The organism is Luteimonas sp. A611 (assembly GCF_054072715.1).
This window is the reverse complement of record NZ_JBSVRP010000001.1, coordinates 1,481,948-1,502,286: the sequence shown is the minus strand read 5'-3', so window position 1 is coordinate 1,502,286 and position 20,339 is coordinate 1,481,948. Positions and strand designations below refer to the sequence as shown.

The following is a 20,339-nucleotide window of genomic DNA, read 5'->3' as shown; positions in this document are numbered from 1 at the left end:
ATCGCGTGCCTGCCAGTCCTCAGTCCGCAGCTTCCTCGCGTTCCGCCGCCTGGGCCGGCAGCACGAACCGGAACGTGGCGCCCTCACCCGCACGACCCTCGGCGCGGATGCTGCCGCCGTGCCGCTCGACGATGCGCTTGACCGTGGCCAGCCCGATGCCGTGGCCTTCGTACTCGTCGGCGCCGTGCAGGCGCTGGAATGGGCGGAACAACTTGGACGCATAGGCCGGCTCGAACCCCGCCCCGTTGTCGCGCACCAGGAAGGCGACCATGCTGGCCACCGGCTCCGCTTCCGTATCGCGGCCAAACTCGATGCGCCCCGGCGAGCGACCGCCGGTGAACTTCCAGGCGTTGCCCAGCAGGTTCTGCAGCAGGTTGCGCAACAGGGCCGGATCACCGCCCGCGGTCAGGCCTGGCTCGATCACCACCTCCACCTCCCGCGACGGCTCCCCCTGCCGCAACTCGGTCACCACCTCGGCCGCGACGCGGCTCAGGTCGAGCTCGGCATGACGCAGCGGGTCGCGGGTGATCCGCGACATCTTCAGCAGCGCATCGATCAGCGCATCCATGCGGTTGGCCGCGTTGCGCACCCGCACGAGGTGGTCGAGGCCGTCCGGCCCCAGCACGGCGGAAAAGCGCTCGCCGAGCAGGCGGCTGAAACCTTCGACCGTGCGCAGGGGCGCGCGCAGGTCGTGCGAGACGCTGTAGGCGAACGACTCCAGCTCCCGGTTGGCCAGGGTCAGCTCGTGCGTGCGCTGCTCGACGCGCGCTTCCAACGTGCGGTTGAGCAGCCGCACCGCGCGCTCGGCGCGCAGCCGGTCGGTGGCATCGTCGACCTGCGCCAGCGCCGCCACGTCGCTGCCGACATCGCCCGGCACCTGCGACAGCACCACCTGCACCAGGCGGATGTCGCCATCGCTGCGGCGCAGCTGCAGGGTCGCCGGCGTGAGCGCGCTTCCGGCCAGCGCCGCATCGACTTCCGTCTCGAGGAACTGTGCGGAAAACCGCGTCCCCGCCAAGCTGCCCGGGGAAGCGCCCAGGATCCTGGCCAGCGCCGGGTTGGCCTCGACGATGCGGCCCTCGCCATCGAGCAGCGCGATGCCGCTGCCCGAATACAGCATGGCGTTGCGGAAGCGCTGCTCGCTGCGCCGGTACGACTCGCTCATCACCTCGGCCAGGCGCTCGGCGCGCGACTGGGTATGTGCAAGCGCCAGCACCACGGCGAACAACAGCAACGACAGCACCAGCCCGCCCGCCAGCAGCGTCTGGCCGTCCGACAGGCCGTGGCCGGCGCCGGCGGCAGGCGGACGCGACTGGAAATCGATGCGCCAGCGCCGCCCATAGACCTCGAAGGCATCGCTGTGGTGCAAGGGCCCGGTTCGAGCCTGCTCGTCGTATCCGGCATCCTGGTGAAGCACGCGCGCGCCGCCGACATCCTCGCCCAGGTCGACGATGCGGAAGACCTGGCCGCCGCGGTACGGCTCCAGCACGCTGTCGATGAACGACCGTGCATTGAACGGCGCGTAGACCCAGCCCGAGATGGCGGTGCGCCGCGCCAGGGTGTTGGCCGGCTGGATGCCGTTGGCGTACACCGGCGCGAACATCAGCAAGCCGTCGCGACGCTCGTCGCCGTCCTGGACCAGCGGCAGCGGCGCGCTCAGCCGGACCTCGCCGGTGTCGCGGGCGGCGGCCATCACGTGATGCCGATTGGCCTCGGAAAACATGTCGAAGCCGACCGCAGCACGGTTGGGCACGGTCTGCGGTTCGAGCAGCAGGATCGGGCCATAGATCTCGCGCGCACCGTGAGGGCGAATTTGGAACAGCCCCCTGCCCTCGTCGCGCATCGCCAGCTGCAGTGCTTCCAGGTCGCTGCGGCGCAGATAGGGCACGTAGCCCAGGCCCATCATGCCCTTGAACTGGTGCGCGATATCGAGCCCGCCGACGTAGTCTCGCCACTGCCGCTCGGTGGGTCGCGCCACCGACCAGTACAGCGACACGCCGCCGCGCAGCGCCAGCTCGTAGTGCAGCAGGCGCTGGCGGAGCTGCATCGCGATCTCATTGCTGTCGGCCACGAAGCGGGTCTGCAGTGCCGCCTGCTCGCGCGCGCCGGCCTCGCGTGCGTAGTGCCAGACGAGCACCAGCGAACCGATCAGGGTGAGCACCGCAAGCACGTAGCCGCGCCGCAGCCGCGGGCGGCTGCGACCGGTCGACCCGGCGGAACCCGGCATGGCCTGCGACATGGGCACAGCATACCGGCAAGCCTGAACGCCCGGCGGCGGCGGCGCTCCCGCGCCTTGCACGGCCCCGCGCCGCGCCTATACTGGTCGGGTCAGCGTGATCGACGCTCCCGGGGGTGCACTGGCTTCGACGGGGGTCGCGAAATCACTTGGTGCATGCCGAGGGGGCAGCTTTCCTCGTTAATCCAGCGGCAAACTCTAGTTGCCAACGACGACAACTACGCTCTCGCCGCTTAAGGCGTAAGCCCCGAACCCACTTGTTCCCGTACTCGTGGATGTAGGGTCATTATTACGGGAATCCAGCCGAGGTGGCCGCCTGTCTGCCCCGGTTGAACTCACAGGCTGGTCCCGGGATGCGCTTCGCACACCGTGCTGTTCCGGGATGAGATCCAACGGTGGGCTAAGCATGTAGTACTGGGGATGGAGTGCCTTCGGACGCGGGTTCAATTCCCGCCACCTCCACCATATAAACCTGAGAAATCAGGGATTCAGACCGCCAAGGATGGCGGTCTTTTTCGTTGTACGGATGCCAGGACGGTCACCTCTCCGCGATCCGCCAGCCGATTGGGGCGATCTACCGGTCCCGGACAGCAAAACGGGGCCGCACCAGGCGGCCCCGTTCCGGTCTACGTTGGTCGCGTGATCAGCCCTGCAGCGGCACGATCCGGATCTCGACGCGGCGGTTGAGGCCACGGCCCTGCTCGGTGCTGTTGTCGGCCACCGGGAAGCGGTAGCCGAAGCCGGCAACCTCGAAGCGCTCGCGCTGCAGGCCCTGGCCGATCAGGTAGGTGGCCACGTTCTGGGCGCGCTGCTCGGAGATGCGCTGGTTCACCGCCTCGCCACCGATGTTGTCGGTATGGCCGCTGACCTCGACGATGGTCTGGTTGTACTCGCGCAGCGTGCTCGCCACGTTGTTGAGCGCCGGATAGAACTGCTGCTTGAGCTCGGTGCGGTTGAAGTCGAAGGTCACGCCATCGGGCAGGTTGAGCTTGATGGTGTCGCCCTCGCGGTCGACCTGGATGCCGGTGCCGGCGGTCTGGCGACGCAGCTCGGCTTCCTGGCGGTCCTGGTAGGCGCCAACGGCGCCACCGGCCAGGCCACCTACGCCGACGCCGACCATCGCGCGCTGGCGACGCTCGGTGGCGTCGCCACCGCTGAGCAGGCCGGCGACCGCCCCGATGCCGGCGCCGATCAATGCATTGTTTCGGGTGCGGTTGGGGTCGTCAGGGGCACTGGTCTGGCCGGTATAGGTAGCGCAGCCGACAAGCATCGAACTGGCAAGAACGGCTGAGACGGCGAACGCGGTCTTGTGACGCATGGGGGCGGTCTCCTGCGGGGTGTCCCGCGTAGATGAATGGGGCGCCAGCAAACCACGGCAACTGCCAACGGCGGGTGACGGGGATGCGCGACCTGGAGCCCCAGGGGGCAGCTCCGTTCAGGAAGCGGCCCGAACCGCATCAGGGGAATGCGACGGAGCCCTCGCCTGCATGCGGCTGGTTTCGCAACATCAGCTGGACACGGTGCCACGCATTGCCCGGTAAGCAGCCAGCGCCTGCTCGCGCCCGGCCGCAAGATCGACCACCGGGCGGGCGGGATAGTCCGGCGCCAGCCGCCTGGCCGCGGCCGGATCCAGCCAGGGTGCGTGCCGCAGCGGCAGCGGCAGCGCCGCGAGTTCGGGCAGCCAGCGGGCCACGTAACGACCGTCAGGGTCGAACCTGGTCGCCTGCGTGACCGGATTGAATACGCGGAAATACGGCGCCGCGTCCGCCCCTGTGCCGGCCACCCATTGCCATCCCATGCTGTTGTTGGCCAGGTCGGCATCGACCAGGGTCTGGTGGAACCAGCGCGCGCCCTCGCGCCAGTGCTGGCGCATGTGCTTGCACAACCAGCTGCCTACGATCATGCGCACGCGGTTGTGCATCCAGCCGGTGTGCCAGAGCTCGCGCATGCCGGCATCCACGATCGGCACGCCGGTGCGGCCGTTGCGCCAGGCATCCAGCAGGCGCCGGTCCGGCCGGGCCCATGCGAAGGCATCGAAGCTGCTGTTGAAGTTGCGCTCGGGGCTGTCCGGGAAGTGGTGCAGCAGGTGGTGGGCGAATTCGCGCCAGCCCAGCTGGCGGACGAAGGCATCGATGTCGGCGCCGGTGGCAGCGGTCCGCTGCGCCTCCAGTGCGGCCACCACCCGCCACGGCGCGATCTCGCCGAAATGCAGGTGCGGCGACAGGCGCGACGTGCCCACCCGGTCCGGGCGCTCGCGCTGCTGGCCATAGCCGCGCAGCGCGCCGTCGGCGAACACTTCCAGCGCTTCGCGCGCACCCGCCTCGCCTGGCGTCCAGTGTTCCCAGAACTGCGCATCCCAGCCGCGCGGCGGCGCCAGCTTCAGGACCTCGAGCCGGATTCCGTCCGGATCACCGTCCAGGTCCGGCAGCGATTGCGGGGCCGACCAGGGCGCAGGCGCCCGCCAGGCGGCCAGCGCAGTGCGCCAGAAGGGCGTGAACACGCGGTACGGCCCGCCCTGCTTCGTGGCCAGCGTCCAGGGCTCCAACAGCAGCGAACCGTTGAAGCTCTCCGCGTGCAGGCCCTGCCCGCGCAGTGCGCGCTTGATGGCTGCGTCGCGGCGCTCGATCGCCGGCTCGTAGCGGCGTGTCCAGTACACCGCCTCGGCGTCGCAGGCCGCGGCGATCGTGCCCAGCAGCTCCAGGCTCGGGCCGCTGAAGATGCGCAGGCGCGAGCCGCGCGCGCGCAGGCTCGCATCGAGCGCGGCCAGCGAGCGCTGGCGCCAGGCGTCCGAGGCCGCGCCCGGCCGCCACGCGCCCTCCTCGTCCGGCGCATGGATATAGACGCACACCGGCACTTGGTCGGCATCGAGCGCGGCGCGCAGCGCCGGCTGGTCGTCCAGCCGCAGGTCATTGCGGAACCACACCAGCGCATTGGCCATCGATGTGTCTCCTGTATTGCGGCCCGGCCGCGCCTCAGCCCGCGTCGCCGGCGCCGCCGCGATACTCGCGCGGAATGCGATCGTTGAGCTGGACCAGGATCTCGTAGGGGATCGTAGCGGCGCTGCGTGCGACTTCCTCGACCGTGATCGCCGCCCCGCCCTGCGCCCCGACCAGCACCACCGGATCCTCGTTGAAGGCGCTGTGGCCGCCGATGTCGACCATGAACTGGTCCATGCACACGCGCCCCGCCACGGGATGGCGCCGGCCACCGATCAGCACCTGCCCGCAGGAGGACAGCGCACGCGGCCAGCCGTCGCCGTAGCCGATCGGCACCGTCACCACGCGCGTGTCGTGCGCAGCGGTCCAGGTCGCACCGTATCCGATCGGACTGCCGGCGCGGACCACCTTGAAATACACCACCTGCGAGACCAGCGACAGCGCGGGGCGCACCGGCACCGACCGCGTCGAGGCAGGATCGGGCAGCACGCCGTAGAGCAGGATCCCCGGCCGCACCATGTCCAGCCAGGTGTCGGGGAAATGCAGCACGCCGCCGGAGTTGGCCAGGTGCCGGATCGGCATCGGCACGCCGAGGCGGTCGAAATGGGCACAGGCCTCCAGCAGCCGCTCGAGCTGCAGCGCGGTCATCGCCGATGCCGGATCATCGGCGCAGGCCAGGTGCGAGTACACACCGGCCACCTCGCACCAGCGCGAACGCACCGCGGCCTCGATGAAAGGCCCGGCCGACCAGCTGTGCACGCCGATGCGTTCCATGCCCGTGTCGATCTTCAAGTGCACGCGCGCCCTGCGGCCGAATGCCTCGGCGGCCGCTTCGACCTGTCGCAGCTTGGACAGTGAAGACACGGTGAGCTGCAGGTCGTGGGCGAGGAACTGCGCGACCTGAGGGCCAAAGATGCCGCCCATCACCAGGATCGGCACATCGATCCCGGCCTCGCGCAAGGCGATGCCCTCCTCCAGAAAGGCGACGCCGAAGCTGCCGGCCCCCTGCGCCTGCAGGTGGCGCGCCACCGCCACCAGTCCGTGGCCATAGGCGTTGGCCTTGACGATCGGCATCACCGGTACGCGCACGTGGCCGGCGATCGCACGCAGGTTGCCCGCGATGGCGTCGAGATCGACCAGGATGCGGCTTGGCCGCTGGATGCAAGCTGCGCTCAAACGGATCGATCCCGGGCTGGCGTACCGGCGGCGGCCGACGATTTGCGATTCTAGTGCGCGCCGCCCGGGAGCGGGGCGCTACTCGAAGCTGCCGACCGAATCGTGCGCGAGGTTGTCGAAGCGCGTGTATTCGCCGAAGAACTTCAGCTTGAACGAGCCGGTCGGGCCGCTGCGCTGCTTGCCGATGATGATCTCGGCCAGGCCCTTGTCGGGCGAGTTTTCCTTGTTGTAGTACTCGTCGCGATAGATGAACACGATGATGTCGGCGTCCTGCTCGATGGCGCCCGATTCGCGCAGGTCGGCCATCACCGGGCGCTTGTCGGTGCGCGTCTCCAGCGAGCGGTTGAGCTGGGAGAGCGCCATCACCGGCACGTTGAGCTCCTTGGCCAGGCCCTTGAGCGAGCGCGAGATCTCGGAGATCTCGGTGGCGCGGTTCTCGCTGTTGCCCGGCACCGCCATCAGCTGCAGGTAGTCGATCACGATCAAGCCCAGGTCGTGCTCGCGCTTGAGCCGGCGCGCCTTGGCGCGGAGCACGTCCGGCGACAGGCTGGGCGTGTCGTCGATGAAGATCTTGGTTTCCTTGATCATCCGGATCGCGCTGGTCACGCGGCTCCAGTCCTCGTCCTCAAGCTGGCCGGTGCGCAGGCGCGTGGCGTTGATGCGGCCGTTGGACGAGATCAGCCGCAGCGCGAGCTGGCTGGCCGACATTTCCATCGAGAACACCGCCACCGCCTTCTTGGTCTTGATCGCGGCGTATTCGGCGATGTTGAGCGCAAAGGTGGTCTTGCCCATGGCCGGGCGCGCGGCGAGGATGATCAGGTCGGTCGGCTGCAGGCCGGCGGTCATCTGGTCGAATTCGGTATAGCCGGTCGGCAGGCCGGTGAGACCGCCGCCGTTGGCATGCCGCGTCTGCAGCACGTCGAAGGCCTCGGCCATGGCCCTGTTGATCGGCACGAAGTCCTGGCGCCCGCGCGAGCCCGCCTCGGCAATCGCGAACACCTGCTGCTCGGCCTTGGCCAGGATCTCGGCGCTGTCGCGGCCTTCGGGCTGGAAGCCGTCGTTGACGATGTCCGTGCCGATCTCGATCAGCTGGCGCAGCACCGCCTTGTCGCGCACGATCTCGGCGTAGGCCTTGATGTTGGCCGCCGACGGCGTGGTACTGGCCAGCTCGACGAGATACGCGCCACCGGCGACCTGTTCGGACAGGCCATTGGATTCGAACCACTCGCCCAGGGTCACCGCGTCGAAGGGCTTGTCCTTCTCGGCCAGCTCGCGGATGGCGCGGTAGATCAGCTGGTGGTCGCGACGATAGAAATCCTTGTCGTTGAGCAGGTCGGCGATGCGGTCGTAGGCGTCCGGCGCCAGCATCAGGCCGCCGAGCACGGCCTGTTCGGCGTCGACCGACTGCGGCGGTACGCGCAGTTGCTCGACGCGGGGTTCGGGGCGTTGGTCCTGGCGGAAGCCGGGTCTTGCGGACATCAGGGGAGTCACTCCAGGCGACGGACCGGGGATGCAGTCGTGGTGGATGGATCCCGGACCGTCATCGTAGCGGGCGCGGCTGTGGGTACGCGATGGAACAAGCTGTGGATAAGCCGGTTATGCGCCGGGGACGTCTCGGCGCCTGCGATCGGGGCGGTCCTGGTGCACCGCTGGTCCGGTTGCCGTTGTGGCTGCACCCGCCGGTCGGCGCAGGCGGGACCTGCAGCCGGATCAAGTGGATCCGGCCCGGCCCGCCACCTGGACCCTGCCCCGAAAACAGGACAGGCGCCTTGCGGCGCCTGTCCATATCCAGCCCGGGGATGCGGCGATCAGGCCGCTTCGGGCTCGATGATCACCTTGACGGTGGTCTCGGCATCGGCGTGCAGGTGGATCACCACGTCGAACTCGCCGGTGTTGCGCAGCGGGCCTTCGCCCAGCACCACTTCCGACTTGCCCACTTCGGTCACGGCCTTGGTCAGCGCCTCGGCGATGTCGCGCGGACCCACCGAGCCGTACAGCTTGCCCTCGGCCGAGGCGTTGGCGTAGATGGTCACGCTGGCGCCTTCGAGCTTGGCCAGGCGGACCTGGGCCTCGTCGGCGATGCCCTTGGCCTTGGCTTCGTAGTCGGCGCGCTTGGTCTCGAAATCGGCGAGGTTGGCGGCCGTTGCCGGCACGGCCTTGCCCTGCGGAACCAGGTAGTTGCGGCCGTAGCCCGGCTTGACGTCGACCTTGTCACCGAGGTCGCCGAGGTTGATCACGCGCTGCAGGAGGATCAGTTGCATTTCATTGCTCCGTATTCGTTAGCGGCTGGAGATTGCCGCAACGCTTGCTGTCCGAATCGGACGGATCGGTCTCGAACCGGGGGGACGAAGCGATCCGCCACGGCCGGCCGGAACACCCTCCCCGCCCTGCCCTCTCCCCCGAGGGGGAGGAAAGCAGACGCCTCCCGTGCGGGAGGCCGGGTTCTTACACGTTGTGGTTGTCGGTGTACGGGATCAGCGCGAGGAAGCGCGCACGCTTGACCGCAAGCGCCAACTGGCGCTGGTAGCGCGACTTGGTGCCGGTGATGCGGCTCGGCACGATCTTGCCGTTCTCGGTGAGGTTCTGGCGCAGGGTGTTGAGATCCTTGTAGTCGATCTCCTTGACACCCTCGGCGGTGAACTTGCAGAACTTGCGGCGGCGGAAGAACTTGGACATGGGTGTGCTCCTCAGGCGGCTTCGGTCGGTTCGGTCGGTTCGGTCGGCTCGGCCGTTTCGGCCTTGCTGCCTTCGCCGTCGGTGGACGGGGTCTCGTCGTCATCGCGGCGGCGACGATCCGAACGCTCGGGGCGGTCGGGACGTTCCGGCTTCTCGTCCTTGTTCTTCATGATCAGCGACTGCTCGGTGTCGGCTTCGTCGCGGCGCATCACCAGGTGGCGCAGGATGGCGTCGTTGAAGCGGAAGCCCTCGACGAGCTCGGTCAGCACTTCCTGGCCGACTTCGATGTTGAGCAGCACGTAGTGGGCCTTTACCAGGTTGTTGACCGAATAGGCCAGCTGGCGGCGGCCCCAGTCTTCCAGGCGGTGGATCTTGCCTTCGCCGTTCTCGATCAGCGTCTTGTAACGCTCGATCATCGCCGGCACCTGCTCACTCTGGTCCGGATGGACCAGGAACACGATTTCGTAATGACGCATGGGTTGTCCTTTCGGGTGTCGGGCGCCCCAGGGGCGGCCCGGAAAGCTCCCCGGCGACCGGATCCGGACGCGGTGGAGCAAGGGCTCCCCGCAGCGCAGGCCGCAGGGAGCCGGGCATTATGGAGGATCAATGGCTTGCGGGCAAGGCGGACGGCTGGATCGTGCCAGGCGGCGCCCGGCACCCCGGTCCGCGACTCAGGCGGCGCGATCGGCGTCGGTGGTGAAGCTTTCCCCGCAGCCGCATTCGGCCGCCGCACTGGGATTGGCGAACACGAACTCGTGGTTCAGGCCCTTGCGCACGAAGTCGATGGTGGTGCCATCGACCATCGGCTGGCTGGTGGCGTCGACGTAGATGCGCACGCCATCCTGCTCGCTGACGCTGTCGCCCTCGAGCGCGTCGAGCGCCAGCTCCACCTCGTAGCCCCAGCCCGAGCAGCCGGTCTTCTTCACTCCGAAGCGCAGCCCGAGTGCATCGGGATCGGCGGCGAGGAACTGGCGGACGCGGTCGAGCGCGGCGGAGGTGAGCTGGATGGCCATGACGTGATTCTAGCGCGGGGTGGCTGAAGAAGGCCTTTCGACGGCCGGTGCCGCGCTAAACTGTGCGTTCCGATATCGGCCCCTCTCCCCAGGATCGAAGGCATGACGGTTTCCAGCGTCGAACACGCGCTTGCGGGCAGGATTCCCGCGGGCGGCGAAGTCACGGTCCGCGGCTGGGTGCGCACCCGGCGCGATTCCAAGGCCGGGCTGAGCTTCGTCAACGTCAGCGACGGCTCCTGCTTCGCGCCGATCCAGGTGGTTGCGCCGGCCGCGCTGGCCAACTACGAATCCGAGGTCAAACGGCTGACCGCCGGCTGCGCGGTGATCGCCACCGGCACCCTGGTGCCGTCGCAGGGCCAGGGCCAGAGCTTCGAGATCCAGGCCGAATCGATCGAGGTCGTGGGCTGGGTCGAGGATCCGGAAACCTATCCGATCCAGCCCAAGGCGCACTCGCTGGAGTTCCTGCGCGAGGTCGCGCACCTGCGCCCGCGCACCAACCTGTTTGGCGCGGTCTCCCGCATCCGCCACTGCCTGGCGCAGGCCGCGCACCGCTATTTCCACCAGAACGGCTATTACTGGATCAACACGCCGATCGTCACCACCTCCGACGCCGAAGGCGCGGGACAGATGTTCCGGGTCTCCACGCTGGACATGGCCAACCTGCCGCGCGACGAGCGCGGCGCGGTGGATTTCTCGCGCGATTTCTTCGGCAAGGAAGTGTTCCTGTCGGTGTCCGGCCAGCTCAACGTCGAGGCCTTCGCGCTGGCCTTGAGCAAGGTCTACACCTTCGGGCCGACCTTCCGCGCCGAGAACTCCAACACCACCCGCCACCTGGCCGAGTTCTGGATGATCGAGCCGGAGATCGCCTTCGCCGACCTGGCCGAGGACGCGCGCGTGGCCGAGGAGTTCCTGAAGTACCTGTTCCGCGCGGTGCTCGACGAGCGCGGCGACGACATGGCCTTCATCGCCGAGCGCGTGCAGAAGGATGCGATCACGCGGCTGGAGTCGTTCATCAACGCGCCGTTCGAGCGCATCGAGTACAGCGATGCGGTGGCGCTGCTGCAGAAGTCCGGCCACAAGTTCGATTTCCCGGTGGAATGGGGCCTGGACCTGCAGACCGAGCACGAGCGCTGGCTGACCGAGCAGCACGTTGGCCGGCCGGTGGTGGTGACCAACTATCCCGAGCACATCAAGGCCTTCTACATGCGCCTGAACGACGACGGCAAGACCGTCGCGGCGATGGACGTGCTGGCGCCGGGCATCGGTGAAATCATCGGCGGCAGCCAGCGCGAAGAGCGCCTGGACGTGCTCGACGCGCGCATGGACCAGTTCGGCCTGGACCGCGAGCATTACGCCTGGTACCGCGATTTCCGCCGCTACGGCAGCGTGCCGCACGCCGGCTTCGGCCTGGGCTTCGAGCGCCTGATCGTGTACGTGTGCGGGCTGTCCAACATCCGCGACGCCATTCCGTATCCGCGCGCGCCCGGCCACGCGGAATACTGAGCGGTCGACCGATGATCCTCTTCCTCGCCCTGTGCTTCGTCGGCATCGCCATCGGCGGGATCACCGCGTTCGTGATCTTCTGGCCGCTGTCCCTGGTCCACCTGCGCGACCGCCATCCGGAGGTGCGCGCCTCGCTGGGCGAAAGCGCGTTCCTCTCACCCTCGGCGCTGGCCTGGCTGCTGGCCGGACGCTATCGCTCGGTGCCCGACACACAGTTCACCGGGCTCGCGACGCCGGCGCGGGTGGCCGCATTCGTGATCATGGGCGCGGTGGCCATGTCAGGGCTGCTGTGGCTGTGGTCGGCGGTGCTTCGATGAGCGCGCCGCTGCAGCACGTGAGCGAGGGCTGGTGGCTCGCCACGCTCGGACGCACCCTGATCTGGGCGCGGCTGCGGGTGCGCGAGGCCGGCACCGCCGAGGTGTTCGACAGCGACGGCAACACCCTGGTCTACGACAGCGAGGACACGGCGCGAGCGATGCTGATGGATGCTGCCTTCGTCTCCTTTGAGGGCCTGGATGAGGAAGACGCGCTCGAACGCGGTTTTTCGCTGTCCGAACTGGCGCCGCCCGCCGGCGGGGACGAGGCTTCGCTGCGTGCGCGCATGGTGCAGCTGCTCGGCGCGCGGGCCTGAGGCCCGCACTGCCGGGCTCCCCTTTGCGCGGACGACGGTGGATGCAACAACCGGGAGTCGCCAGCGCGGCGATCGCTGCTCCCGCTGCGCCACCGCGTGCAACGCCCGATGCCCTAACATCGCGCCATGTACACGCCGCGCGCCTTTGCCGAGACCGACCTGGCGCAGCTCGATGCGCTGCTGGCGGCTGATTCCTTCGTCACCCTGGTTACCGTCGACGTCGATGGCGCGCCATTCGCCAGCCACCTGCCGGTGCTGTACCGCCGCGACGGCGAACGCGTGCTGGTTGAAGGGCACTGGGCCAGGCCGAACCCGCAGGCGCGCCACGGTGGCGCCGCGCTGCTGATCGTGCACGGTCCGCACGCCTACGTGTCGCCGGGCTGGTACCCGGACAAGGAGCCGGCCGCGCGCGTGCCGACCTGGAACTACGCGGTTGCGCATCTCTCGGGCGCGCTACAGGTGTTCGAGGACGAGGACGGGCTTGCCGACCTCGTCGCGCGCCTGAGCGAGCGCTTCGAATCCTCGATCGGGCAGTCCTGGCGTTTCGAACACGATCGCGAAGACCACCGGCGCCAGCTGCGCGGCATCGTCGGCTTCCGCTTCGAGCCCACGCGCATCGAGCTGAAGTTCAAGCTCAACCAGAACCATCCCGTCGAAAACCGGGTGGCGGTGGCCGACGCGCTCGCCAGCGCGGATGCGCCCGGGAGCCGCGCCGTGGCCGCGCTGATGCGTCACCATATCGACTGAAGGAGCAGCACCAATGGACCTGGACCTCTCCGGCCGCCACGCCCTGGTCTGCGGCGCATCCGAAGGCATCGGTCGTGCCGCGGCGCATGAGCTGGCGTTGCTGGGCGCCGACGTCACCGTACTGGCACGCCGTGCCCACGCGCTGCAGGCTGTGGTCGACGCCCTGCCCCGCAGCGCAGCCCAGCGACATCGCGTGCTGGTTGGCGACGTGACGCAGCGCGATGCGCTGCGTGCCGCGGTCGCCGGACTGGCGGATGCCGCGCCGGTGAACATCCTAGTCAACAATACCGGCGGCCCGCCGGGCGGAGCGGCGCTGGACGCCGCCGAGTCCGCGTTCGTGGACGCCTTCAGCCGCCACCTGCTGGCCAACCAGGCGCTGGTGCAGACGCTGGTGCCCGGGATGCGCGCGACAGGCTGGGGTCGCATCGTCAACGTGGTGTCGACCTCGGTCTACGAGCCCATCGCCGGGCTTGGGGTGTCGAACACGGTCCGCGGCGCGGTCGCGGGCTGGGCCAAGACGCTGTCGCGCGAACTGGCGCCGCACGGCATCACCGTCAACAACGTGCTGCCCGGCTATACCGACACCGCGCGCATCGACCAGATCGTGCGCGACCGCAGTGAAGCGAGCGGCAAGTCGCGCGAGGACGTGCTGGCAGCCATGCTTGCCAGCGTGCCGGTCGGCCGCATGGCCCGGCCGGAGGAAACCGGCGGCGTGATCGCCTTCCTGTGCTCGCCGGCCGCGGCCTATGTCACCGGGGTCAGCCTGGCGGTGGACGGCGGGCGGATGCAGTCGATCTGAGTCGGAGTGGCGCTGGCCCTCGAATCACCACTCACGCCCCCATGCCCGAAGGTCCCGAAATCCGCCGTGCCGCAGACCGCCTCGCAGAAGCCGTGGTCGGCAGGGCGCTGGTGTCGGCCTGGTTCGCGTTCCCGGCGCTCAAGCGCCACGCGCAGTCCCTGGCCGGGCGACGCATCCTCGCCATCGAGCCGCACGGCAAGGCGCTGCTGACGCGCTTCGACCATGGCTGGACGCTCTACAGCCACAACCAGCTCTACGGCGTGTGGAAGGTCTGCGATGCAGGCCTGCGGCCGGACACGACACGCTCGCTGCGCGTTGCACTGGAGACGTCCGACAAGGCGATCCTGCTCTACTCCGCCTCCGACATCTCCATGTGGCGCGATGCCGAGCTGGCGCGGCACCCGTTCCTGTCGAAGCTCGGCCCCGACGTGCTCGATCCAGGCCTGGATGCGGACACCGTGGCGACGCGCCTGCAGGATCCCCGCTTTGCCCGACGGCGGCTGGAGGGGCTGCTGCTCGACCAGGATTTCCTGGCCGGGATGGGCAACTACCTGCGCGCCGAAGTGCTGTTCGAAGCCGGCATCGCGCCCGGGCGGAGACCCGCGGATCTGTCGACGGACGAGCGCAGCCGGCTTGCGGCTGCCCTGCTGGAGGTCCCGCGCCGCAGCTACCGCACCCGCGGCATCGCGCCGGCACGCGGCATGCGCGAGGACTACCTGACCGATACGGCGGACGGGTTCCGCTTCCACGTCTTCGACCGCGAGGGCGAGCCCTGTACGCGCTGTGGCGCGGCGATCGTGCGCAGCATGCTGGCGGGACGGCGGATGTATGCCTGTGCGGAGTGCCAGCGCTGAGGCGCGGCGGGCGCCGGATGTGAGGCCACGGAGTAAGCTGGCGCGATGAAACGCTGCCTGCACCTGATCGGCGGGGCGCTGCGCGAGCCGGCCTCCGGGCAATGGCTGGAGGTGGCCGATCCCGCGTCCGGCCGGCCGTTCGCCTCGGTTGCGGCCGGTGACACGCGCGACGTCGATGATGCCGTCGCTGCCGCGACCGCTGCTGCGCCGGGCTGGGCTGCCCTGCCCAACGACGTCCGCGCGCGCTGGCTGGAAAAGCTGGCCGACGCGCTGGAAGCGCGGGCCGAGCTGTTCGCCCAGGCCGAATCTCGCGACGCCGGCAAGCCGATCGGCCTGGCTCGCGGGATCGAGATCCCGCGCGCCGTCGCCAACCTGCGCTTTTTCGCGCATGCGGCCACCCAGTTCGCCAGCGAATCGCACCACGGCCAGGCCGGGCTCAACTACACCCTGCGCCTGCCGCTGGGCGTGGTCGGCACCATCTCCCCGTGGAACCTGCCGCTGTACCTGTTGACCTGGAAGATCGCGCCCGCGCTGGCCGCAGGCAACACGGTGGTGGCCAAGCCGTCCGAGCTCACGCCGGTCACCGCGACCATGCTGGGCGAGCTTGCGGCGGAGATTGGCCTGCCCGCCGGCGTGCTGAACATCGTCCATGGCCGCGGCCCCGAGGTCGGCGAAGCCATCGTCATGCACCGGGACGTGCGTGCAGTGTCGTTCACCGGCAGCACCGCAGTCGGCCGACGCATCGCCACGCTGGCCGCGCCACAGCTCAAGAAGCTCTCGCTGGAGCTGGGCGGCAAGAACGCCACCCTGGTCTTCGCCGACAGCGACTGGCAGCAGCACCTCGATACCCTGGTGCGCTCGGCTTTCCAGAACAGCGGACAGATCTGCCTGTGCGGCTCGCGCATCCTGGTCGAGCGCAGCATCGAGCGCCAGTTCACCGACGCCTTCGTTGAGCGCGTACGCACGCTGCGCATCGGTGATCCGGTCGACCCGGACACGCAGCTCGGCCCGCTGGTCTCGCAGGCGCATTTCGACAAGGTCACGGCCGCGATCGCGATGGCAAGGGAAGAAGGCGGCCGCGTGCTCTGCGGCGGCCACGCGCTCGACCGTCCGGGCTGGTTCATCGAGCCGACCGTGATGGACCGCCTGGGGCCGGACACCGCCAGCAACCGGGAGGAGATCTTCGGCCCGCTCGTCACCCTGCAGTCCTTCGACGACGAGGACGAGGCGCTGCGCCTGGCCAATGCGGTGGAGTACGGCCTGTCCGCCTCGCTGTGGACCCGCGACCTCGACCGCGCCCACCGCCTCGCCGCGGCCCTGCGCGTGGGCGTGGTCTGGATCAACAGCTGGATGCAGCGCGACCTGCGCACGCCCTTCGGCGGCAGCGGCCAATCCGGGCTGGGCCGCGAAGGCGGGCTCGAAGCCATGCGCTTTTTCACCGAACCGCGGAACATCGGCATCGCTTTGCGATAATGGGCCACACACCGCCACCGGACCCGCGATGAGCCGACTCGACGAACTGCTGACCAAGAACGAAGCCTGGGCCTCGCGCATCGAAGCGGAGGACCCCAGCTTCTTCGAGCGCCTGTCCAAGATCCAGACGCCCAAGTTCCTGTGGATCGGCTGCTCGGATTCACGCGTGCCGGCCAACCAGATCGTCGACATGGCCCCGGGCGAGGTGTTCGTCCATCGCAACATCGCCAACGTGGTGGTGCACACCGACCTCAACTGCCTGTCGGTGATCCAGTTCGCGGTCGACGTGCTCGAGGTCGAGCACATCCTGGTGGTGGGTCACTACGGCTGCGGCGGCGTGCTGGCCGCGCTCGACGGGATGCGCGTGGGACTGGCCGACAACTGGATCCGGCACGTCAAGGATGTGGCCAACCGGCACGACGAACTGCTTGCGGCGATCAGCGACCACGGCCTGCGCCTCGACCGCCTGTGCGAGCTGAACGTGCTGGAGCAGGTGGCGAACGTCTGCGAGACCACGATCGTGCGCGACGCCTGGGCGCGCGGGCAGAAGGTCCACGTGTATGGCTGGGTCTACACCCTGCGCGACGGCCGCGTGCACGACCTGGGGCTCGACGTGGACAGCGAGCAGGCGCTGCCCGAGCAGTACGCGCCGGCGCTGGCGCGGATCCGCGTCGACCGGGTGGATCGCTGATGGGCGGCGCCGGCATCCGCGCGGACGCGGCGCCGGCGCCGGTCGGCCGCTATCCGCATGCGCGCCGCGTCGGCGGGCTGCTGTTCCTGTCCGGCATCGGCCCGCGTGATCCCGCCACCGACTCGGTGCCGGGCAACGTGTACGACGCCGATGGCCGGCTGGTCGCCCACGACATCGTCGCGCAGGCAGGCGCGGTGTTCGCCAACGTGCGCACGGTGCTGCAAGCCAGCGGCGCGCGCTGGGAAGACCTGGTCGACGTGACCGTCTACCTCACCGACATGGCCGGCGATTTCGCGGCCTGCAACGCCGTCTGGGCCGAGCATTTCCCCGACCCGGCCAGCGCGCCCTGCCGCACCACGCTGGGCATCGACGCCCTGCCCACGCCGATCGCGATCGAGCTCAAGTGCATCGCGGCGGTGGCTGACGCCGCCTCGCCAAGGAGCACGCCATGATCCCCGCCCCCATCAACTTCCAGAAGTGGGTCGACGACAACCGCCACCTGCTCAAGCCACCGGTCGGCAACAAGTGCATCTACGACGGCGAGTTCATCGTGATGGTGGTCGGTGGCCCGAACGCGCGCACCGATTACCACTGGGAGGAAGGTCCAGAATGGTTCCATCAGCTCGAGGGCGAGATGGTGCTGCGCATCCAGGAGGACGGCCGCGTGCGCGATATCCCGATCCGCGCCGGCGAGACCTTCCTGCTGCCGCCACGCGTGCCGCATTCGCCGCAGCGCGCCGAAGGCTCGGTCGGCCTGGTGATCGAGCGCAGGCGTCTGCCGCACGAAGACGATGGTCTGATCTGGTTCTGCCAGCAGTGCAATGAAAAGGTTTACGAGGAGTTCTTCCACCTCGCCGACATCGAACAGGATTTCTTCCGCGTGTTCGAGACCTTCTACCGCAGCGATGAGCTGCGCACCTGCAGCGCCTGCGGCCACCTCAACCCGCGCCCCACCCGCTACGAGATGCAGGCCGACTCGCAGGCCGACATCACCTGAGGCCCACGCGCCCGCTTCGACTTCGGGCAGCCGCGCGGCCGTGCCGCAGTGCGGCGCGCCCATCGCGGCGGCTGTGCCTACAATCGGGCGATGCTCAGGATCGACATCCACGCCCACTGCCTGCCGCGCGACTGGCCCGACCTGGCGCGCAGGTATGGCGAAGCGCGCTTCCCGGTGATCCACCACACCGAGGACGGGCGCCACCGCATCTACAAGGACGGCCGCTTCTTCCGCGAGATCTGGTCGCGCACCTGGGACCCGCAGGAGCGCATCGACGACTTCGCGCGCTTCGGCGTGCAGGTGCAGGTGATCAGCACCGTGCCGGTGATGTTCAGCCACTGGGCGCGGCCGCAGCACGCGCTGGAGCTGCACCAGGCGCTCAACGACCACATGGCCGCGACTTGCCGCGACCATCCGCGCCACTACGCGGGCCTGGGCACCGTGCCGCTGCAGTCGCCGCGGCTGGCGGTGCAGGAGCTGGAGCGCTGCATGGACCAGCTGGGCCTGCAGGGCGTGCAGATCGGCTCGCACGTCACCGGTCCGGACGGCACGCACTGGAACCTGGATGCGCCGGAGCTGTTCCCGTTCTTCGAAGCGGCCGCGGACCTTGGTGCAGCGATCCTCGTGCATCCCTGGGACATGATGGGCACCGAGACCATGCCCAAATACTGGCTGCCCTGGCTGGTCGGCATGCCGGCCGAGCAATCGCGCGCAGCCTGCTGCCTGGTGTTCGGCGGCGTGCTGGAGCGGCTGCCGAAGCTGAAGATCTGCATGGCCCACGGCGGCGGCAGCTTCCCCTACACCATCGGCCGCATCGAGCACGGCTTCAACATGCGGCCCGACCTGGTCGCCACCGACAACCCGCACAATCCGCGCGACTACCTGCAGCGGCTGTACTTCGATTCCTGGGTGGCCGATCCGCGCGCGCTGCGCTACCTGCTCGACACCTGCGGGGTGGAGCGGGTGATGCTCGGCACCGACTACCCTTTCCCGCTGGGCGAGCAGGAGCCCGGCGCAGGCATCGAACAGCTCGGCCTTGGCGAGCCCGACCGCGCCCGCATCTACCACGGCACCGCCCTGGAATGGCTTGGCCTGCCCGCCTCCCGCTTCCTGTAGGAGCGGCTTCAGCCGCGACCGCGGTCGTAGTCATACCGGGGCCGCCCACGGTCGGGATGGACCATCCAAACCCATCGCGGCTGAAGCCGCTCCTACAATGACGGCATGAACGACCTGTACTCGGACGCGCACGCCCGCGCCCTCGACGCGGCCGATGTCCTGCCCAGCCTGCGCGGCGAATTCCTGCTGCTGCGCCATGGCGACGGCCAGCAGGCCTACTTCTGCGGCAACTCGCTGGGCCTGCAGCCGCGCGCCGCGCGCGCGCACGTCCAGGAGGTGCTCGACAAGTGGGCGACCGAAGCGGTCGAAGGGCACTTCACCGGGCAGACGCAGTGGATGACCTACCACGCCCTGGTGCGCGACCAGCTGGCCGCGGTGGTGGGCGCGCTGCCGACCGAAGTGGTGGCGATGAACTCGCTCACGGCCAACCTGCACCTGATGATGGCCAGCTTCTACCGGCCCGCCGGCGAGCGCACTGTCATCCTGGTCGAGGCCGGCAGCTTCCCGTCCGACCGCTATGCGGTGGAATCGCAGCTGCAGTTCCATGGTCTGTCGCCCGCGCAGTCGCTGGTCGAGGTCGAGGCCGACGAGTCCGATGGCACGGTCTCGATGGATGCGATCGAGCGCGCGATCGTGCAGCACGGCCCGCGCCTGGCGCTGGTGCTGTGGCCTGGCGTGCAGTACCGCACCGGGCAGGCATTCGACATCGGCGCGATCGCGCGTCTCGCGCATGCAGCGGGTGCCATCGCCGGTTTCGACCTCGCCCACGCCGCCGGCAACCTGCCGCTGGCCCTGCACGACGGCGGCGCGGACTTCGCCGTCTGGTGCCACTACAAGTACATGAACGCCGGTCCCGGCGCGGTGGCAGGCTGCTTCGTGCACGAGCGCCATGCGCGCACGGATCGCCCTCGCTTTGCCGGCTGGTGGGGGCATGAGCAGGCCACGCGCTTCCGCATGGGCCCGGAGTTCGTGCCCACCCCCGGCGCCGACGGCTGGCAGCTGAGCAATCCGCCGATCCTGGCCCTGGCGCCGTTGCGCGCGTCGCTGGAGCAGTTTGCGCGGACCGGCATGCACGCACTGCGCGCGAAGTCCGAACGCCTCACCGGCTACCTCGAAGCCCTGATCGACGCACGCCTGCGCGACACCCTGCAGGTGATCACCCCGCGCGACCCCGCTCGTCGCGGCTGCCAGCTCTCGCTGCGCGTCGTCGGCGGCCGCGACCGCGGCCGCGCCCTGTTCGACCATCTCGGTCAGCAGGGCATCGTCGGCGACTGGCGCGAACCCGACGTCATCCGCATCTCACCCACCCCGCTCTACAACACCCACGCGGACCTGCTGCGGTTTGCCAGCGCAGTGGAGGCCTGGCGGGCGGCATGACGACATCGCGCATTCCCGCGCCCGCGCGGGAACTCTTGTCATTTCGACCGCAGGGAGAAATCCTGCGCCCGCCCGCCGGACAGCAGATTTCTCCCTGCGATCGAAATGACAGTT

General features: G+C 69.2%; 21 protein-coding genes and 1 other RNA gene. 13 read left to right on the top strand and 9 right to left on the bottom strand.

Features of this window, described 5'->3' with window-relative positions:
- Positions 1-19: 19 nt before the first annotated feature.
- Complete coding sequence (locus ACW5EG_RS06620; protein WP_457017974.1) at positions 20-2,239, bottom strand: CHASE domain-containing protein; 2,220 nt, start codon at positions 2,237-2,239, stop codon at positions 20-22.
- A gap of 109 nt (positions 2,240-2,348) precedes the next feature.
- Here ACW5EG_RS06620 and ssrA point away from each other — a divergent pair.
- Positions 2,349-2,701, top strand: a transfer-messenger RNA (tmRNA) gene (gene ssrA / locus ACW5EG_RS06615).
- A gap of 178 nt (positions 2,702-2,879) precedes the next feature.
- On the opposite strand, the gene ACW5EG_RS06610 is transcribed toward ssrA, so the two are convergent.
- From ACW5EG_RS06610 to ACW5EG_RS06575, 8 genes are all read right to left on the bottom strand, one after another.
- The gene (locus ACW5EG_RS06610; protein ID WP_457018425.1) at positions 2,880-3,506 is read right to left on the bottom strand and encodes an OmpA family protein; all 627 of its coding nucleotides are present in this window, start codon (positions 3,504-3,506) and stop codon (positions 2,880-2,882) included.
- A gap of 237 nt (positions 3,507-3,743) precedes the next feature.
- Complete coding sequence (locus ACW5EG_RS06605) at positions 3,744-5,174, bottom strand: cryptochrome/photolyase family protein (RefSeq protein ID WP_457021101.1); 1,431 nt, start codon at positions 5,172-5,174, stop codon at positions 3,744-3,746.
- 34 nt (positions 5,175-5,208) lie between these two features.
- Positions 5,209-6,348 (bottom strand): alanine racemase, encoded by a 1,140-nt coding sequence (alr, locus tag ACW5EG_RS06600; protein WP_457017972.1) that lies wholly within the window; start codon positions 6,346-6,348, stop codon positions 5,209-5,211.
- A gap of 78 nt (positions 6,349-6,426) precedes the next feature.
- The gene (locus tag ACW5EG_RS06595) at positions 6,427-7,827 is read right to left on the bottom strand and encodes a replicative DNA helicase (protein WP_457017970.1); all 1,401 of its coding nucleotides are present in this window, start codon (positions 7,825-7,827) and stop codon (positions 6,427-6,429) included.
- A 329-nt stretch (positions 7,828-8,156) separates the two neighbouring features.
- Positions 8,157-8,609, bottom strand: coding sequence for a 50S ribosomal protein L9 (gene rplI, locus ACW5EG_RS06590; RefSeq protein WP_457017969.1), 453 nt, complete (start codon positions 8,607-8,609; stop codon positions 8,157-8,159).
- A gap of 184 nt (positions 8,610-8,793) precedes the next feature.
- Positions 8,794-9,024 (bottom strand): 30S ribosomal protein S18, encoded by a 231-nt coding sequence (gene rpsR, locus ACW5EG_RS06585; RefSeq protein WP_146385085.1) that lies wholly within the window; start codon positions 9,022-9,024, stop codon positions 8,794-8,796.
- Between the two features lie 11 nt (positions 9,025-9,035).
- Positions 9,036-9,500, bottom strand: coding sequence for a 30S ribosomal protein S6 (gene rpsF / locus ACW5EG_RS06580; RefSeq protein WP_457017968.1), 465 nt, complete (start codon positions 9,498-9,500; stop codon positions 9,036-9,038).
- Positions 9,501-9,695: 195 nt separating this feature from the next.
- A complete protein-coding gene (locus ACW5EG_RS06575; protein WP_457017967.1) occupies positions 9,696-10,037 on the bottom strand; it encodes a HesB/IscA family protein in 342 nt (113 codons plus the stop codon).
- Positions 10,038-10,139: 102 nt separating this feature from the next.
- On the opposite strand from ACW5EG_RS06575, the gene asnS reads away from it, so the two are divergent.
- From asnS to kynU, 12 genes are all read left to right on the top strand, one after another.
- The gene (asnS, locus tag ACW5EG_RS06570) at positions 10,140-11,540 is read left to right on the top strand and encodes an asparagine--tRNA ligase (RefSeq protein ID WP_457017966.1); all 1,401 of its coding nucleotides are present in this window, start codon (positions 10,140-10,142) and stop codon (positions 11,538-11,540) included.
- 11 nt (positions 11,541-11,551) lie between these two features.
- Positions 11,552-11,857, top strand: coding sequence for a hypothetical protein (locus tag ACW5EG_RS06565; protein ID WP_457017965.1), 306 nt, complete (start codon positions 11,552-11,554; stop codon positions 11,855-11,857).
- Entirely contained in the window at positions 11,854-12,171 is a 318-nt protein-coding gene (locus ACW5EG_RS06560) for a hypothetical protein (RefSeq protein WP_457017964.1), read from the top strand. Before ACW5EG_RS06565 ends, ACW5EG_RS06560 begins: the two co-directional genes overlap by 4 nt.
- Positions 12,172-12,297: 126 nt before the next feature.
- A complete protein-coding gene (locus ACW5EG_RS06555) occupies positions 12,298-12,918 on the top strand; it encodes an FMN-binding negative transcriptional regulator (RefSeq protein WP_457017963.1) in 621 nt (206 codons plus the stop codon).
- 13 nt (positions 12,919-12,931) lie between these two features.
- The gene (locus ACW5EG_RS06550; RefSeq protein WP_457017962.1) at positions 12,932-13,717 is read left to right on the top strand and encodes an SDR family oxidoreductase; all 786 of its coding nucleotides are present in this window, start codon (positions 12,932-12,934) and stop codon (positions 13,715-13,717) included.
- Between the two features lie 41 nt (positions 13,718-13,758).
- Positions 13,759-14,571 carry an endonuclease VIII gene (gene nei, locus ACW5EG_RS06545; protein WP_457017961.1) on the top strand — a complete coding sequence of 271 codons (813 nt, stop codon included), beginning with the start codon at positions 13,759-13,761 and terminating at the stop codon, positions 14,569-14,571.
- A gap of 45 nt (positions 14,572-14,616) precedes the next feature.
- Positions 14,617-16,044, top strand: a complete 1,428-nt coding sequence (locus tag ACW5EG_RS06540; protein WP_457017960.1) for an aldehyde dehydrogenase — start codon at positions 14,617-14,619, stop codon at positions 16,042-16,044.
- Positions 16,045-16,072: 28 nt separating this feature from the next.
- Positions 16,073-16,735 (top strand): carbonate dehydratase, encoded by a 663-nt coding sequence (can, locus tag ACW5EG_RS06535; protein ID WP_457017959.1) that lies wholly within the window; start codon positions 16,073-16,075, stop codon positions 16,733-16,735.
- A complete protein-coding gene (locus ACW5EG_RS06530; protein WP_457017958.1) occupies positions 16,735-17,187 on the top strand; it encodes a RidA family protein in 453 nt (150 codons plus the stop codon). The genes can and ACW5EG_RS06530 overlap by 1 nt, the downstream gene beginning before the upstream one ends.
- Positions 17,184-17,732 (top strand): 3-hydroxyanthranilate 3,4-dioxygenase, encoded by a 549-nt coding sequence (locus ACW5EG_RS06525; RefSeq protein ID WP_457017957.1) that lies wholly within the window; start codon positions 17,184-17,186, stop codon positions 17,730-17,732. Before ACW5EG_RS06530 ends, ACW5EG_RS06525 begins: the two co-directional genes overlap by 4 nt.
- Before the next feature lie 90 nt (positions 17,733-17,822).
- Positions 17,823-18,848: an amidohydrolase family protein gene (locus tag ACW5EG_RS06520; RefSeq protein ID WP_457017956.1), complete on the top strand. Its 1,026-nt coding sequence runs from the start codon at positions 17,823-17,825 to the stop codon at positions 18,846-18,848.
- Positions 18,849-18,953: 105 nt separating this feature from the next.
- Positions 18,954-20,225 carry a kynureninase gene (gene kynU / locus ACW5EG_RS06515; protein ID WP_457017955.1) on the top strand — a complete coding sequence of 424 codons (1,272 nt, stop codon included), beginning with the start codon at positions 18,954-18,956 and terminating at the stop codon, positions 20,223-20,225.
- Positions 20,226-20,339 lie beyond the last annotated feature (114 nt).